We start from the raw sequence: 13,490 nt of genomic DNA, 5'->3' as shown, positions 1-13,490 counted from the left end.
CGCCTAGTGTGTGCTTGCCTAGTAAAAGCACAAAAAAAGCAATCAGGGATCCTGATCGCTTTTTGAAAACTATTTTGTTTTATTCATGATTCCATTCTGTTTCACTCATCTTCTCAAAGAAAAGATCTGCTTCATCCTCTATCGAGCCATCATCTTCACTTTCTTTTAGTGGAGGTAACTCTTCTAAGCTCGTAAGTCCGAAGTGATCTAGGAAATTAGATGTCGTACCATATAATATGGCCCGTCCCGTCCCAGACACTCGACCAACATCGGTTACAAGTAATTTTGATATGAGAGACTGAAGTGACTTCTCTGATTTAACGCCTCTTACTTCATCGATGTCCAATCGAGTGATCGGCTGCTTATAGGCCACAATAGCTAATGTTTCAAGAGCCGCCCTAGATAAGCCAGAATGTATGGGTGAAGAAGCTAATTTTTTAAAGTAGCTGGAGTGCTCAGGTAATGTCGCAAGCTTTAATATTCCAGCGGTTTCAATGACTTGAAGCCCGCGATCAGCTTCTGAAAATCGTTGCTTCAGTAGCACAACCGCTTCGTTTATTTGATCTTCAGGAAGCTCAAGTACCTCAGAGAGCTGCTTGTATGTTAAGCCTTCGTCCCCTGTAACAAAAAGCAACCCTTCAATGGCTGCCTGTAATTCATCTTTCTTCATGCAAGTACCCCTCCGTCAGCCTGGTAAATCATAATATCAGCAAAATGATCATCTTGCTCACAACGAATCACATTCGTTTTCATTAATTCAAGTACAGCTAAAAATGTCACTACCAGCTGACTTTTCTCTCCTGACTCAAAAAACACATTAAATCGTTGTGGCCCTTTAGAGGAGAGTAGGCGAGTCATCACTTCATCCATTTTCTCTTCAATCGAGTATTCCTGACTTTTGATTGTCCGTGTTCGAGGTGTACTAAAGGCTTTTCGTTTCATCAGCTTTTGATAAGCTGAAAGCATATCAAAAAGCGAAACCCCTTGAATGGCCAGCTCCCTACGTTCCTGCTCTGTCACGTATGGATCTAAATCTTCTGGTGGCTTTGTATGTATGAGACTACGTTCTTGTTCCTTTTCTTGTAATTCTAACGCAGCTTCCTTATACTTTCTGTACTCAATCAATTGGAACATCAGCTCTTCGCGCGGATCTTCTTCCTCTTCTATTGCCCACTCCTCATCAAAAAGCTCCATCGATTCCTTAGGCAAAAGCATTTTACTTTTAATCGCTAACAGAGTAGCTGCCATCACTAAGTACTCACTAGCAATATCTAATTCAAGAATTTTCATCGTGTGAATATACTGTAAGTATTGGTCCGTAATTCGTGCTACGGGAATATCATAAATATCTAATTCTTCATGATTAATTAGATGCAAAAGGAGATCTAAAGGTCCTTCGAAAGCATCAACTTTTACGCTATATGGATTCATTATTATCACGGCCTTTGTATACGTTCATTTGGAGTATACCATACTTACGATTTAGGTGAAACGCTTGCTAGTCATGACATATAGATGGTATCTATTTATCTCTACATTTGCTTTGTGGTATAGTGAACTCAACTATCTAAACGAACGAAACGAAATGGACCGATCTATTCTGAGAATGGCAAGGAGTTTTATTAATGACATATCCAACTGCCTATATTGAGTACTTAATCTATTTTCATGGCGAGCGAGATTATTTTGAGTGTCATGAAGTGTTAGAAGAACATTGGAAAACAACATCTAAAGGAGAAAAAAATGCATACTGGGTAGCGTTAATTCAAATCGCTGTAGGTCTCTATCACCAACGCCGGGGGAACCTAAAAGGTGCTCAAAAAATGCTTCAAAATGCCAAGCGGTTGGTTCAAAAAGATCCTGATTCCATTCAATCACTTGGACTAGATACACCAGTCTTAGAAACGATGTTAGTTGAGAGAATTCAGGAACTGGAACATCACACAAACAGCTACCACGACTTGAACCTTCCAATTAAAGACCCTGAATTACTCAAACTCTGTCAAGAAAAGTGTGTCCAGTTAGAGTTAGAGTGGTGTCAAGTGAGTCCTCTTTCGAATGAATGGCTCATTCATAAACACACATTGCGAGATCGACAGGAAGTCATTAAAGAAAGAGCGTATCAGCAAGACATTCGTAGACAGAGAAAATAGCATTTGAGAGGAAGTCCAAGAATGCGTATGTTCATAAGTTTAGTCAGCTCTGCGCTTATTGTTACGCTTCTATTTACGGGTCTATCCATTATTGGCTTATCTCTTATCTAAAAAAACGAGTAAACAGACCCTCTTATCCCATTCATCTTTTGATGTATTCTGTTGCCGGATTTGTATCTGGAATCGCCTATGTTTTTTTCTTAGGAGGATTCTATGTATGGAATGATTTACGATCCGTTTCTATCTTTATTATTTTTAGCTTAATCGCTAGCCTATTGTTTTTCCACATCCACTTACTTCTAAGAAAAAAACAAAACCCGCAGAGCTGAATCACAGCTGTGCGGGCTTTTATAAATGATCTTATGCATCAATTGACCGGCTAAGGTTCGCCATTTCAATGGCAGCAACCGCTGTCTCTGCTCCTTTGTTCCCTGCTTTTGTTCCAGCTCGTTCAATGGCTTGTTCAATCGTATTCGTAGTTAAGACGCCGAATATAACTGGGATGCTTGTTGAGAGTGCTAGTGAACCTACTCCTTTTGCTGCTTCGTTACACACATAATCAAAGTGAGGAGTTGACCCACGAATGACTGTTCCTAAAGTCAAAATGGCATCATATTTACCTGTATCCGCTAATTTCTTGGCTGCAAATGGAATTTCAAAAGCTCCAGGTACCCAGGCCACGTCTACGTCCTCTTCTTTAACCCCGTGACGTCTGAATACATCCTCGGCTCCACCTAACAGCTTGCTCGTAATAAACTCATTAAATCTCGCTACAACAATAGCGACCTTTAGCCCTTCACCGTTCATATTCCCTTCAAATACATGCCCCATATGACATTCCTCCTATATTGGTTTCTTTAAAATTTTAAATAATGACCAAGCTTATCAGACTTTGTTTTTAGGTATTGCTCGTTTTCCTTATGATGTGGCAGCTGAATTGGAACTCGTTCCACCACTTCAAGATCATACCCAGATAGACCCGTAATTTTTCGAGGATTGTTTGTTAACAGTTTCATCTGCCTAATGCCAAGCTCACGAAGGATTTGGGCACCAATGCCATACTCTCTTAAATCTGCTGGAAAACCTAGCTTCTCATTTGCCTCGACCGTATCATAGCCTTCATCTTGGAGCTTATAGGCTCGTAATTTATTGATCAGTCCAATGCCTCGTCCCTCTTGACGCAGATACAGCAAGACACCTCGTCCTTCGGCTTCAATCTGCTTTAGAGCAGCATGTAGTTGAGGTCCGCAGTCACAACGATGAGAACCAAAAACATCCCCCGTCAAACACTCAGAGTGGACACGAACTAACACGGGTTCATCTAAAGAGATATCACCCTTTACCATTGCCACACTTTCTTTTCCTTCAATAATGTCAGTAAAGCCAACTATGGTAAATTCACCGAAATCAGTCGGTAAAACCGTCTCTATCTCTCGCTTAATTAACGTGTCTTTTCGATGTCGATAACGAACGAGGTCCTTAATCGTGATCATCTTCATTTGATGTTTATCCGCCAATTTGCGTAGTTCAGGCACACGTGCCATAGAGCCATCTTCATTCATAATTTCACAAATCACGCCGGCTGGCTCAGAGTTGGATAAGAGAGCCAGATCTACCGCAGCTTCTGTATGACCCACACGGCGCAGGACACCCCCGTCTTTTGCAATCAACGGAAAAATATGACCTGGGCGCTTATAATCCGTTGCTTTTGTTTCTGGATTCACTAAGGCTCTTACCGTGTCAGATCGCTCATGAGCGGAAATGCCAGTTGTGCTTGTTAGATGATCAATAGATACAGTAAATGCTGTCTCATGTGGATCGGTACTGTTTTGAACCATAGGAGCAAGCTCAAGTCGTTTGGCAAGTGTTTCACTAATTGGTGCACAGATCAAACCACGACCATGGACAGCCATAAAATTAATGACTTCGGGTGTTGCATGTTCGGCTAATGCAACAAAATCGCCTTCATTCTCTCTGTCTTCATCATCACAGACAATCACAACTTTTCCTTGCTTTAAATCTGCGATGGCATCTTCAATTAAATCAAACTGCGTATCGTCCAATTCACTCATACCCTCTCCATCGTTACTTTGAAAAACCGTGTTCCGCTAGAAAGCCTTCTGTTATGCTTTCTTGTTGTGGGTTCTGGATAAATTGCTCAATGTATTTACCAACAAGATCGCATTCAATATTCACCTTATCTCCGATTGTTTTACCACCAATAATTGTTTGATCAATTGTGTGTGGAATGATCGAAATTGTAAAAGAATTCTCGTCAACACCAAAGATCGTTAAGCTTGTTCCATCAACTGCTACCGATCCTTTATTAATCATGTAACGACGTAATTCTTTTGATACCTGAATGGTATAATAGATAGCATTTTGATCAGGTCTTTTGCTAATAATGGACCCAAGTCCGTCCACATGACCAGAGACAAAATGTCCGCCAAACCGACCTTGCGCATGCATAGCACGCTCTAAATTAACCTTTGAATCTGTCTGAAGTGACTGCAAACTTGTTGCTCTTACAGTTTCCGGCATAAGATCTACTATAAAAGACGACGCAGTAAATGACGTGACTGTGAGACAAACTCCATTTACAGAAATACTGTCTCCTTCCTGAACGTCTGATAAGATCTTATCAGCCGCAATGGTCATGACAATCGCTTCGCCTGATTCTTTAATTTGTTTGATTGTCCCTACTTCCTCAATGATTCCTGTGAACATTCTATTCACCCCTTACTTTTGAAATAATACGGAGATCTTCTCCAAGCTGCGTAACAGAATGAATGGAAAAATTCAAAGCGTCATGAATCCTCGGTATGCCTTCTCCTCCTACAACTGGAGAGGCTGTTCTGCCGCCAAGTAGCTTAGGCGCTAAGTATTGAACCACTTCATTCACACATCTCTCTTTCACAAAGCTTCCATGTACTTCCGCACCACCTTCAACAAGCAGTGTCTGAACTTGACGTCTACCAAGCTCATCAAGCACATGATCAAGATTCATTTTAGTTAATCTAATGATCGTTATGCCTGCTTTTGTTAATCGCTTTTCTAGCTCTACAGGTGCTGTTTTCAAAGTGAAAATGAGTGTTTCAGCTAATTGATCCGTCACCATCAATGCATCTACGGGCGTTCGTAAATTTGAGTCTAAGATCACACGTAATGGATGGCGGCCCTCGCCACGATCTAATCGAGCTGTTAATGAGGGATTATCAGCTAATACTGTTCCAACCCCAACTAAAATAGCGTCATGTTGATGCCGTAAACGATGACCATCCGCTCGCGCGTCATTGCCTGTAATCCATTTACTCTCTCCAGCAACCGTAGCTGTTTTTCCATCTAATGTAGAAGCTGTTTTAAGTGTCACATATGGACGACGCTTTTTAATAAAATGAAAAAAAGCATGATTTAATTCTATTGCTTCTTTCTCGCAAAGACCAACCTCTACATCAATGCCTGCCTCCTGAAGCATTTGAATGCCCTTGCCACCAACATCAGGATTACTGTCCACGACAGCTACAATGACACGTTTAATTCCAGAATCAATGATACGTTTCGCACACGGAGGAGTTCTTCCGTAATGGCTACAAGGCTCAAGTGTTACGTAAATGGTTGCACCACGAGCCTCATCTCCGGCCATGTTCAGTGCATGAACTTCTGCATGGGCTTCACCTGCTTTTAGATGGGCCCCTGTTCCAATGATTCGACCATCCTTGACGACAACAGCTCCAACCATTGGATTAGGTGACGTCTGTCCTTTTGCCGATTCAGCCAACGTTAAAGCAAGATTCATATACTCTTGGTCCAACAACATAGAACACCGCCATTTCCACAAAAAAACCTTGAAGCGAATCGCTTCAAGGTTTGGGTTTATAAGCATACAACCGTACAGCAAATAACCATTTTTAATGATCTACATTAAAAATGTGCTGCTCGAATAGACAGTCTTCTCTCGCATCATTGCGACAGTTTACTGCCTGTAGCTTTTTTCCTTCTCCCATCCAGACTATAACTGTCGGCTCTGGAATTACACCAGATCCACCGGTACTCTTTTACAAGAATAACGGGTCACGGACTAAGAGACATATGGTCTCATCACCGCCGGTCGGGATTTTCACCCGGCCCCGAAGCAAAAAAAGTATGAAGTTACCTCACGTGATAAGTGAAGTTGTGAGAATAATATCATTGGCTTTCAAAAAAAGCAAGTAAACCACTCATGATTATACAAGCTCCTCTCACGCAAATAAGGAACCACAAGTTGTGATTCCTTACGTATTATTTCATTTATTGATCCTTTGACAGAATTGTCCTAGCTACATTTTTATCTAAATCTTCAAATCGTTCATACGAAATGGTTTGATACAGTTCACTTCTCTTCTGCATTTGATCAAGACTATGTTTTTGCGTGCCATGATCTCGAATTTGCGCAAACACATCCTCATATGCTTTAGCTGCGACACGCATTGAGGTTACCGGGTAGATAACCATGTCGAAACCCATTTCACTAAACTCTGTCGCGCTATAGTAAGGGGTTTTGCCGAACTCCGTCATGTTAGCAAGCAATGGTACCTGAATCTGCTCTGCCATCCATTGGAACTCATCAACCCCTTCTAAAGCTTCTGGAAATATCGCATCTGCCCCAGCCTCAACATACGCATTCGCGCGACTAATTGATGCTTCCAATCCTTCAACGGCCCTAGCATCTGTTCTAGCGACAACGTACAGTGAAGGCGACACTTGTTTGATTGCTTGTATCTTTTGCGCCATTTCCTCTATGGTAACAAGTCGTTTACCATTCAAATGACCGCACTTTTTGGGAAGCTGTTGATCCTCAATCTGCACAGCAGCAACGTTCGCCTCAACCATTTCTACAGCTGTTCTGGCAACGTTTAAGACACCCCCAAAACCAGTATCAATGTCTACAAGCAGAGGTAGATTCGTAGCACGAATGATGTCACGAGCTCTTTCCGCAACCTCAGTTGAAGTAATCATACCCAGGTCCGGCAATCCGCGACTCGCTGTATAAGCAGCCCCAGATAAATATAACGCCGTAAAGCCAGCTTCTTTAGCCATTAATCCTGCCATCGGATCATGAGCTCCTGGAATTTGCAAAATGGGTGGCTCTGAAACTAGTTTGTTAAACTCCTGTGCCAATTCTTTTTGACTTCGCGTTTGATTTACAATCCAAGCCATCTCTCATACACCCTTTCACTTTTTACGACGGAACAAACAATTGAACAAGCGCTGGGACACGTAATCTTTCTAAATCGGATTGCGTGGAAAAGGCTTCAAGTATTCGCTCACTTTGTTTGGTCGTATAATGAACCTGCAAATTATGTTCAAATTTACGTTCAATATGAGGGATCGCTTCCTCCCGTCTAAAACGATGACCTAATGGATATTCTCGTTCTATCCATGAAGTTTTGCTGCCATCTTTAAAAAATACTTGCACAGCATTAGCGATTGAGCGTTTTTCTGGATCCAGATAATCAGTGGTATATTGCTTATTTTCCATTACATGCATAAGTTCTCGAAGTTGATCAACCCTTGGATCATCCGCCTGCTTTTGTTCATAATCATCGGCAGTGATGCTTCCTTTTAGTAGTGCAATGGCTGTAATGTATTGCAAGCAATGATCCCTATCAGCCGGGTTATTTAATGTTCCTTTTTTATCAATAATCCTAATAGCTGATTCATGTGTCTGTATCTCAATGCGGTCAATTTCATCCAGATGATCAATTACCTGACTATGCAATTCTATTGCACATTCTGCAGCGGTTTGTGCATGAAATTCAGCCGGGAACGATACTTTGAACAACACATTTTTCATAACATAATCATCTAATTCACGGGAAAGTACGAGCTCTGCCCCCTTAAATAACACATCTTGAAAACCCCAGCCAGGCGCACTCAGAGCCGACTGGTATCCCATCTCCCCCTTTAACGCAGTCATAGCCAAAAATACGCCGCGACTGGTTGCATCTCCTGCCGCCCAAGATTTTCGTGAACCAGTATTTGGTGTGTGACGATAGGTTCTGAGACTTGAATTATCAATCCAAGCATGGGAAACCGCATTAACGATCTCATCTTTTGTTCCACCAAGCATCGCACATGTGACAGCGGTTGTTGCAACTTTTACAAATAAAACATGATCCAAGCCAACACGATTTAAGCTATTCTCTAATGCGAGCACCCCTTGGATCTCATGAGCTTTAATGATGTAATCAAGTAGCTCTTTGACAGTCATCGCCTTTTTGCCTTCAGTTACTCCAACCTGACTGAGGTAATCACTTACGGCAAGAATGCCACCTAGATTATCAGAAGGATGCCCCCATTCAGCCGCAAGCCACGTATCATTGTAATCTAACCACCGCACCATCGTCCCAATATTAAACGCAGCGCGCACTGGGTCTAGTACATGTGTTGTCCCCGGCACCCTTGAACCATTTGGAACAATCGTACCAGGAACAACAGGTCCAAGAAGCTTTGTGCATTCAGGATAACGTAAGGCGAGAATGCCACAGCCCAACGTATCAGCAAGTACATACCTAGCTGTCGTATAGGCCTCCTCACTGAATGTCCGCTTAGACAAAGCATAGTCCGCAATTTGCTCTAAAAGTAGATCAGATGTCGTTGTTTGATTAATCGTTGTCATGAGAAGTCATCCTTTCTGTCTAGATCGAGCTGTATGGTGTTCCGGTATAGTGAACACGAGGTCTGAATAAACGATTATGATTATGCTGTTCTATGACATGAGCCGCAAGCCCTGCTGTTCTTGAACAAAAGAAAATCGGTGTATATAAGGCAATGGGAATGTCCAACATGTAATAAACTGGCGCTGCGTAATAATCTAGATTTGGATACAATCCTTTCTCTTTCTCCATGAAAGACTCCCCGGCTTCACACATTCGCAGGAACCGATCATCGCCTTGGTGCTCACTCAAATCCATCAAAGCACGTTTCATAATTAATGCTCGCGGGTCCATTTTTTTGGCGTAGACTCGATGTCCAAAACCCATAATTTTCTCTTTGTTCATAAGCTTTTCCCGAAGTAATTCCACAAACCTTTCAGGTGAACCAACCTCAAGCAACAAGTTCATCACAGCTTCATTAGCCCCTCCATGTAACTGCCCTTTAAGCGAAGAAACAGCTCCTGTTAAAGCTCCATACATATCTGATAACGTTGAAGCAATCACCCGTGCTGCAAAGGTCGAATTCGGAAGCTCATGCTCCGAGTACAATAAAAGCGACAAATCAAATATTCGTTCTTCTAATTTTGATGGAACCTTTCCAGTCAACAAATAGAGAAAGTTAGCACTGTAAGATAAACTTTTGTCTGATCGTATTCGTTGCTTACCCTTTAGAAGGTGATACGAATTGGCTGTTAGTTCAGGCAACTGAGCTAATAACTGATACGCACGATGTACATTGGTCTCAACCGAGCGATCGTTCAAGTCTTGATCAAAGCCTGATAACACAGATAAGGCCGTTCGCTGCGCATCCATTGGATGAGTGGCTTTCGGGAGCAGCGACAAGATTGACCAGACCTCTTCTGGTATACCATTCGCATCTCTTAATCTTTGATTGACGTTCTCTGTCTGTGTTGAATCAGGTAATGTTTCATTAAGTAATAAATGAATCATTTCCACATACCCAACTTCGTGTGATAACTCAATTAGATCGAAGCCTTTAATTAAAATACGTTCACTTTCTGTGTCTAGGAAAGAGATCGTTGTCTCAAGTGCAACAACATCCTGCAATCCCGGTTTGAACAATGGTTCGGCTGGCAATAGAATCCCTCCCATTTTGTCAAAACTCAGAAACCGTGTAACGACATTAAATAAAGCGCTTACATTTCTCTCCTCTTTTACTCTAACATAGGAATAATAAGGGCTCAATACTCATTTCCTTTTTATACAAGTTCTCACTGTTATTCGACAAAATTAATGTAATAAAACAAAAAAAGAATCCCTAATGATCTTCATGACAGAACAAAAGGAATTCTAGCTATATTTCTACACCTTCACTTTAATACTACGAACATTTTCTCATGACTAGCTCTATAGGTCCTCTTTTAAATCGTACTCTCCAGAGCACGGAAAATAGAATACTGCCTATGAAGAAGAGACATGAGTATAAAAATGTGAATGAAAGTGGTTGATGTTCAAATCCATTGAAAAGAATGACCCTATCCATGACTAGTAGGATGCCTATCCCTATGACAACATGACTAACATAATGAGTTAACGCTAATTGACCTGAATAAATAATCGAGCGAATGATCAAATTATGTGAGAATTTCTCAGCGACGTACATAGACAAAATAATGATGATAAGAGAGGATGCTGTGTTAGATAGTAAATAGAATAGATTTGGAGGAATAGGTCCTGTTTCAAATAAGAATGTTGCACTATTGGTTCCTACGTTCGAGTTTGCAAAAGTATAAATAAGGAACCTAGACAGGAGCTCAGTCACGATAAGCGTTAGACTACTTACAAGTAAGATTGTTTTTCTTATCTTGCTTTCGACCAAATTCAATCTACCTATGAGCAATCCAATGAAAAGAAAGCAAATCCACGGAAAGACAGGATGAAAGCCATTAAAAAATAGGTTTCTCAAAAATCCAGACACAGTCCAAAAATCCAGGTACTCTAAAAATGGTTTAGTGGGACTCCATCCATTCATATAATCGAATGCAACTTGATAGAATTGAGCACCAAGCGAGAAGATAAATAGGAGTAGCACAATAATTTTTGGAGAGGCCATGATTAATAAGGTAGCTAAAGCCATGTACACACCATAATAGTGTAAAATGTCGCCAGCCCAGCCTAAAGTATATAAAAGCATCCCCAGTACAAACAAGAAAATAGACCTTTTCAACAATGAGAACCTAGTCTTCTGGATCAAAGCTTTCTCGTTGGTTAACCGAGCTCTTCTTGTCATGAGTGAGATGCCAATCCCAGCTAGAATAACAAAGGTTGCTGCTGCTCGCCCTTCAAATAGATTTGTGAACCAAACTAGCATTGGAGAACCATTTCCCTTAGCTCCTGTAACGACCACAAAATTCATAAGCAGCATACCAAACATAGCCAAAGCTCGAGCAAAATCTAACCCTTCAATACGATTTTTGCTTATACTATTGTTCATCATTTACAATCCCATTTAAAACACTATCTACAGCTTCTCTCCAAATTTTAATAAAGTCTAATGTCATATCAGTCAGTATGAAATTAGTTATGTTATCGAAAACGAGTGCAAGCAATTGAGATTTTATTAAGATGTTCTCATCCTTTATCGCCTTAATCTTAACACCATGCGTTAACATGTCATGAAAAGTGTTCAAGAAATGTTGTTGGATTTTTACTAAACGTTCCGAATAGTCCTTATCTCTAGTGGATAGTAGCATGTATTGATTAAAGAGATGATTAAAATGATGATCTTTTTCTTGATGCTTTATCGTATTTTCACCTAAAAGGTATAGATTTTGTTTAAAGTTTGCAGGTGTAATAGTCTCTAAATCCATAAAAGTAATCGATTGAATTTCCTTTGCGATTATTTCAAAGAGACTTTTAATCAGTTCATCTTTGGATTTGAAATAATAATAAATAGCTGGCTTAGATATGCCAATTTCTGAAGCAATACTGGACAAACTTGTTTGATCAAACCCTTTTTCAGAAAACATGACATAGGCCGTTTCGATAATTTGTTTATACGTGAGTTCTTTATTTCGCATGATATCTCCTCCTTTATTTACTTACCGGTAAGTAAATTATAACCCGTAAAAAATAGATTGCAACCCTAAACAAACTAAAAACCTCATGATGGCCCCTAATGGACCTTGAGGTTACACAAAGAGGATAAGCTGTGAAACCAAGACAGAGCGGGTTTTACTAAGCGATAGATGGCCTTATCAAGACAGATCAATGCAGCATCAACACAGATTAATTTTTACAAAGAAGTGGGTATCTTTATCAAGAAGTATGCTCATTACATTAAGAGGTAAACCAATTTAAGCAAGCTCATGAAGACTTTACGAGCCAAACGAACGAACATAAGAAATAAAATTGACTTTTTATTAACCGTTGAAAGTAGTTAGTAAGATGAAAGGCTGTGAAACCAAGATGAATGATGATTTAGCTCTCACTCCCTTTGCACAGCCTCTACACCATTAATCCTTATTTCACACTATGGAAAACAAAAGATTTTGTTTCTGAATGAGCTTGTTTACATTGCCAATCATCATACGCCTGGACTTCTGTGAAACCTATTTGATTTAGTGATTCATATAATTCTTCTAATGTCCGGAAACGTAAGGCTAACTTTTGATGAATCAGCACCTCATCCGTTTCTACATGTTTCACTATTTCAAAAAATGTAAAGACATCACCAGTGAACCCTTCATATTCTGTATGGATCTCTAAGTGGTCACCTGTCACTGGGTGAATGGCTAAGTCAGGCGTATCATCTTGCTCCCACTCTTCCCATACTTTAGCTAATGGATTACGTGTATCAAAAATAAAATGCCCTCCAGGTTTTAATGCCCGGTATGTATCTGAAATCATTTGCTGCCAACTTTTATCTGTCAAAAAAACTTGGGCTACATTAGCAGTCATGATAACAACATCATACGCATTAGTCTCTAAGTTCGAGCTGTCACCAATTACCCATTTTACTTTGTCTGCATACTGCTTCTTTTTTGCTTGATCAATTGCTTCTACATTTGGATCAACAGCGGTGACTTCGAAGCCAAGTTTTGCAAAATGAGTCGTTAATCTTCCCGTACCACAACCGAGATCAGCTAATGTTCCGCGATTGGTTTTTTTAAGAATTTCTATGAAAAAATCATCATCTTTTCCCCATTTGTTTACTTGATCATATACTAGTGGAATCATTTTTTCCCTTCTCTCTTTGATGAACTAACCTTATTTTATCTATCTGTTACAAATTTTACAATCCACAAAAAAGCCAGTGGTTACCCTCCACTGGCTTTTCATATTATTCTTTCCGACGATCAAACGTTGTCCCTTCACGATTTTTACTTAATTCAAACAATCCTGTAGCTGATAACCCGGCAAGTCCCCCTGCCCATAATCTCGTTGCAAGATCTAAATCCGTTAAAGGAAATGAGAGACCACCAACGAACAAACCCAATGCCAAAGCTAATAAAGGAAGATACTTTTTAGGTAAGTTCACCGTTCTTTTGACCAATTCAACCAAAGCCAGAACCACGGGACTAATTAACGTAGCTAGCATTAGTATAATCTCCATGTCACAGCACCCCTTTATACTAGTACATGTTGAACAAGTATAAAAGGAAACGGCGAATGCTCTTAC

General features: G+C 40.4%; 14 protein-coding genes and 1 riboswitch. Of the genes, 1 reads left to right on the top strand and 13 read right to left on the bottom strand.

Annotated elements, in window-relative coordinates; all coding sequences use genetic code 11:
• Window positions 1–79 precede the first annotated feature (79 nt).
• Window positions 80–670, bottom strand: a complete 591-nt coding sequence (scpB, locus tag J2S05_RS03150) for an SMC-Scp complex subunit ScpB (protein ID WP_306979810.1) — start codon at window positions 668–670, stop codon at window positions 80–82.
• The gene (locus J2S05_RS03145) at window positions 667–1,431 is read right to left on the bottom strand and encodes a segregation/condensation protein A (RefSeq protein WP_306979808.1); all 765 of its coding nucleotides are present in this window, start codon (window positions 1,429–1,431) and stop codon (window positions 667–669) included. The genes scpB and J2S05_RS03145 overlap by 4 nt, the downstream gene beginning before the upstream one ends.
• A gap of 194 nt (window positions 1,432–1,625) precedes the next feature.
• On the opposite strand from J2S05_RS03145, the gene J2S05_RS03140 reads away from it, so the two are divergent.
• Window positions 1,626–2,153: a DUF309 domain-containing protein gene (locus J2S05_RS03140; protein WP_306979806.1), complete on the top strand. Its 528-nt coding sequence runs from the start codon at window positions 1,626–1,628 to the stop codon at window positions 2,151–2,153.
• A 360-nt stretch (window positions 2,154–2,513) separates the two neighbouring features.
• On the opposite strand, the gene ribH is transcribed toward J2S05_RS03140, so the two are convergent.
• The 11 genes from ribH to J2S05_RS03085 all read right to left on the bottom strand — a co-directional run bounded on the left by ribH (window position 2,514) and on the right by J2S05_RS03085 (window position 13,424).
• A complete protein-coding gene (ribH, locus tag J2S05_RS03135; RefSeq protein ID WP_306979804.1) occupies window positions 2,514–2,984 on the bottom strand; it encodes a 6,7-dimethyl-8-ribityllumazine synthase in 471 nt (156 codons plus the stop codon).
• Between the two features lie 26 nt (window positions 2,985–3,010).
• A complete protein-coding gene (locus J2S05_RS03130) occupies window positions 3,011–4,225 on the bottom strand; it encodes a bifunctional 3,4-dihydroxy-2-butanone-4-phosphate synthase/GTP cyclohydrolase II (RefSeq protein ID WP_306979802.1) in 1,215 nt (404 codons plus the stop codon).
• A 13-nt stretch (window positions 4,226–4,238) separates the two neighbouring features.
• Complete coding sequence (ribE, locus tag J2S05_RS03125; protein WP_306979801.1) at window positions 4,239–4,880, bottom strand: riboflavin synthase; 642 nt, start codon at window positions 4,878–4,880, stop codon at window positions 4,239–4,241.
• A 1-nt stretch (window position 4,881) separates the two neighbouring features.
• A complete protein-coding gene (ribD, locus tag J2S05_RS03120) occupies window positions 4,882–5,967 on the bottom strand; it encodes a bifunctional diaminohydroxyphosphoribosylaminopyrimidine deaminase/5-amino-6-(5-phosphoribosylamino)uracil reductase RibD (protein ID WP_370873612.1) in 1,086 nt (361 codons plus the stop codon).
• A gap of 174 nt (window positions 5,968–6,141) precedes the next feature.
• Window positions 6,142–6,292, bottom strand: a riboswitch (FMN riboswitch).
• Window positions 6,293–6,440: 148 nt separating this feature from the next.
• Window positions 6,441–7,349: a methylisocitrate lyase gene (prpB, locus tag J2S05_RS03115; protein ID WP_306979797.1), complete on the bottom strand. Its 909-nt coding sequence runs from the start codon at window positions 7,347–7,349 to the stop codon at window positions 6,441–6,443.
• Between the two features lie 22 nt (window positions 7,350–7,371).
• Complete coding sequence (locus J2S05_RS03110) at window positions 7,372–8,811, bottom strand: bifunctional 2-methylcitrate dehydratase/aconitate hydratase (RefSeq protein WP_306979795.1); 1,440 nt, start codon at window positions 8,809–8,811, stop codon at window positions 7,372–7,374.
• A 19-nt stretch (window positions 8,812–8,830) separates the two neighbouring features.
• Window positions 8,831–9,961: a citrate synthase gene (gene mmgD, locus J2S05_RS03105; RefSeq protein ID WP_306979793.1), complete on the bottom strand. Its 1,131-nt coding sequence runs from the start codon at window positions 9,959–9,961 to the stop codon at window positions 8,831–8,833.
• Window positions 9,962–10,190: 229 nt separating this feature from the next.
• Window positions 10,191–11,306, bottom strand: coding sequence for a DUF418 domain-containing protein (locus J2S05_RS03100; RefSeq protein WP_370873599.1), 1,116 nt, complete (start codon window positions 11,304–11,306; stop codon window positions 10,191–10,193).
• Window positions 11,293–11,889, bottom strand: coding sequence for a TetR/AcrR family transcriptional regulator (locus J2S05_RS03095; RefSeq protein WP_306979791.1), 597 nt, complete (start codon window positions 11,887–11,889; stop codon window positions 11,293–11,295). Before J2S05_RS03095 ends, J2S05_RS03100 begins: the two co-directional genes overlap by 14 nt.
• A 442-nt stretch (window positions 11,890–12,331) precedes the next feature.
• The gene (locus tag J2S05_RS03090) at window positions 12,332–13,048 is read right to left on the bottom strand and encodes a class I SAM-dependent methyltransferase (protein WP_306979789.1); all 717 of its coding nucleotides are present in this window, start codon (window positions 13,046–13,048) and stop codon (window positions 12,332–12,334) included.
• A gap of 103 nt (window positions 13,049–13,151) precedes the next feature.
• Window positions 13,152–13,424, bottom strand: a complete 273-nt coding sequence (locus tag J2S05_RS03085; RefSeq protein ID WP_306979787.1) for a holin — start codon at window positions 13,422–13,424, stop codon at window positions 13,152–13,154.
• Between the last annotated feature and the right edge of the window lie 66 nt (window positions 13,425–13,490).

It is taken from the genome of Alkalicoccobacillus murimartini, from assembly GCF_030813245.1.
Lineage (GTDB): Bacteria > Bacillota > Bacilli > Bacillales > Bacillaceae_D > Alkalicoccobacillus > Alkalicoccobacillus murimartini.
Note: the sequence above shows the minus strand (reverse complement) of the source record. Positions and strands in the feature narration are given on the sequence as shown.

Bases quoted from the DNA above. Each gene is read 5' to 3' on its own strand.
- scpB (WP_306979810.1), bottom strand. From the start codon at position 670: ATGAAGAAAGATGAATTACAGGCAGCCATTGAAGGGTTGCTTTTTGTT.
- J2S05_RS03145 (WP_306979808.1), bottom strand. From the start codon at position 1,431: ATGAATCCATATAGCGTAAAAGTTGATGCTTTCGAAGGACCTTTAGAT.
- J2S05_RS03140 (WP_306979806.1), top strand. From the start codon at position 1,626: ATGACATATCCAACTGCCTATATTGAGTACTTAATCTATTTTCATGGC.
- ribH (WP_306979804.1), bottom strand. From the start codon at position 2,984: ATGGGGCATGTATTTGAAGGGAATATGAACGGTGAAGGGCTAAAGGTC.
- J2S05_RS03130 (WP_306979802.1), bottom strand. From the start codon at position 4,225: ATGAGTGAATTGGACGATACGCAGTTTGATTTAATTGAAGATGCCATC.
- ribE (WP_306979801.1), bottom strand. From the start codon at position 4,880: ATGTTCACAGGAATCATTGAGGAAGTAGGGACAATCAAACAAATTAAA.
- prpB (WP_306979797.1), bottom strand. From the start codon at position 7,349: ATGGCTTGGATTGTAAATCAAACGCGAAGTCAAAAAGAATTGGCACAG.
- J2S05_RS03110 (WP_306979795.1), bottom strand. From the start codon at position 8,811: ATGACAACGATTAATCAAACAACGACATCTGATCTACTTTTAGAGCAA.
- mmgD (WP_306979793.1), bottom strand. From the start codon at position 9,961: ATGGGAGGGATTCTATTGCCAGCCGAACCATTGTTCAAACCGGGATTG.
- J2S05_RS03100 (WP_370873599.1), bottom strand. From the start codon at position 11,306: ATGATGAACAATAGTATAAGCAAAAATCGTATTGAAGGGTTAGATTTT.
- J2S05_RS03095 (WP_306979791.1), bottom strand. From the start codon at position 11,889: ATGCGAAATAAAGAACTCACGTATAAACAAATTATCGAAACGGCCTAT.
- J2S05_RS03090 (WP_306979789.1), bottom strand. From the start codon at position 13,048: ATGATTCCACTAGTATATGATCAAGTAAACAAATGGGGAAAAGATGAT.
- J2S05_RS03085 (WP_306979787.1), bottom strand. From the start codon at position 13,424: ATGGAGATTATACTAATGCTAGCTACGTTAATTAGTCCCGTGGTTCTG.